1 protein-coding gene and 1 pseudogene are annotated in these 2,000 nt (G+C 68.8%); one reads left to right on the top strand and one right to left on the bottom strand.

Annotated elements, in window-relative coordinates; all coding sequences use genetic code 11:
* Positions 1 to 723: histone deacetylase (locus NKF06_RS20490; protein WP_253246449.1), on the top strand; the 723-nt coding region annotated here is incomplete at its 5' end.
* Here the strand turns inward: NKF06_RS20490 and cca are convergent.
* Positions 702 to 2,000 (bottom strand): annotated as a pseudogene (gene cca / locus NKF06_RS20485) (CCA tRNA nucleotidyltransferase); the annotation flags it as partial. The gene NKF06_RS20490 and the pseudogene cca overlap by 22 nt on opposite strands.

Raw genomic sequence — 2,000 nt, 5'->3', positions numbered from 1 at the left:
GCCGCCCGGGCCGCACTCGACGGCGACGACGGCCGCGACACGCCGTTCTCGCTCGGCCGGCCGCCGGGTCACCACGCCGTCGAGGACGACGCCATGGGTTTTTGCTTCTTCAACAACGCCGCCGTGGCCGCGCAGGCGGTCATCGACGACGGCCTCGCCGAGCGCGTCGCAATCTTCGACTGGGACGTCCACCACGGCAACGGCACGCAGGACATCTTCTACGACCGTGGTGACGTGTTCTACACGTCCATCCACGAGGACGGCCTCTACCCCGGCACGGGCGAGGTCGAAGAGACCGGCGAGGGCGACGGCGAGGGGACGACCCTCAACGTCCCGCTCCACGCCGGCGCGGGCGACGCCGACTACGTCTACTCGTTCGACGAGACCATCGCGCCCGCAGTCGAGCGGTTCGACCCCGACCTGTTCATCGTGAGCGCCGGTTTCGACGCTCACCGCCACGACCCCATCTCGCGGATGCGCGTCTCGACCGAGGGCTACGCGATGCTCACCGAGTGCGTTCAGGACCTCTGTGAGGCGACCGACGCTGCCATCGCGTTCGTCCTCGAAGGCGGCTACGGGCTCGACACGCTCTCGGAGGGTGTCGCCACCGTCCACGAGACGTTCGACGGCCGCATCGCGATGGAGCCCGACGAAGACCCCGACGAGAAGAACGTCGAGCTAGTCGACGACGTGCGCGCCGCTCACGGTCTCGGCGCGAAGTAACGGCCCAATTCGTCGCCGAACGCCTCCGCGAGCGCGGCCACGTCGTCGCCGACGAGCACGTCGTAGCCCTCCTCTCTGAGCGTCGATTCCACGTGTTTTCCGAGCGCCACGTCGAACAGCGCGTCGCTTTCGAGGAAGCCGGTCGCCGAGGTGAACTCCCGCTCGCGCTCGACCACGTAGCGGTCGCCGTCGAGGAACGGTCCGTAGTGGTCGTCGCCGTCCTCGTACGCGCCGTAAAACCCCTCGGCGTGGCGGCGGACGTGGACCGGCGGCCCCTCGTGGCGCTCGACCACCGGGCGCTCGGCGACAGAGAGCTCGGCGAAGAGGACCGCCTCGCCCTGCCCCTCGCCGTCGGTATCGGTGTCGGCGAACGTCGCGCGCCGGAACACGTCGAAGCCACGTCTATCGAGGCCGTCGGCGACGCCAGTCAGTGACTTTCTCAGTTGCGGGTAGAGCTGGTCGTCCACGAGGTCCGGGCAGTCGAAGACGACGGCGACGGCCGTGGTCCCGCGGCGGTCGAGGTGATTCCGAACGCCGTCGGCGTCGAGCGCCGGCGGATCCGGCCGGAAAAAGAGCGATTCGCGCGGGTCCGCGAGCAGGTCGCGGGCGTAGTGCTGGAGGCGGGCGACGTTCTCAGCCGAGCAGACCGCGGCGACGTTCCGTTTGGGGTCGGTTGGGTCGATGACGACGAGCGGGTCGGAAAAGCTCGGTGTCCCGTGGTTCTCCGGGTCGAACTCGACCTGCGGACTCCAGTCGGCGGCCGCCCGGAGCAACGATTCGAAGCCGCCGTGTTCGACCACGAGGAGTTCGGCGAGATAGCCCGAGAAGCCCTCAGTTCGGAGGTCGCTCCCGTATGCGCCGATACCCTTCAGAAATCGCTTGAACACGCGCACGTCGGCCGCGAGGTCGTCGTCGAGGCGCTCGGTCAGGTAGGCGTTGTGAAAGGGCGTCCGGTCGACCGCAGAGCGGATGTCCGAGGCGGTGGGAACGTCGTAACAGGGGACGAGGTCCACGTCGAAGCCGTCGTAGTCGCCTTTCACGTAGGGGTGTTCGGCGTACTCTTCGTGGCCGTCGGGAAGGACCGCGTGGCCGACTTCGAGGCCGTACGTTTCGAGCTCCTCGCGGTCGAGGTCGGCGGGAAAGCGCACAAACAGGTCGATGTCGCGGTCGCCCGAGAGCCACGTGCCGCGGGCGGTGCTGCCGACTTGGAGCGCGTCGGCCTCCACCGGCAGTCCGCGAGAGCGTCGCGGACGCGGGATTCGAGGGCTGACGCGGCC

The sequence above is a fragment of the Haloferax sp. AB510 genome (assembly GCF_024136985.1).
Taxonomy (GTDB): Archaea; Halobacteriota; Halobacteria; order Halobacteriales; family Haloferacaceae; genus Haloferax.
The sequence above is the reverse complement of the archived record's forward strand: the minus strand, read 5'-3'. Positions and strand labels throughout refer to the sequence as shown.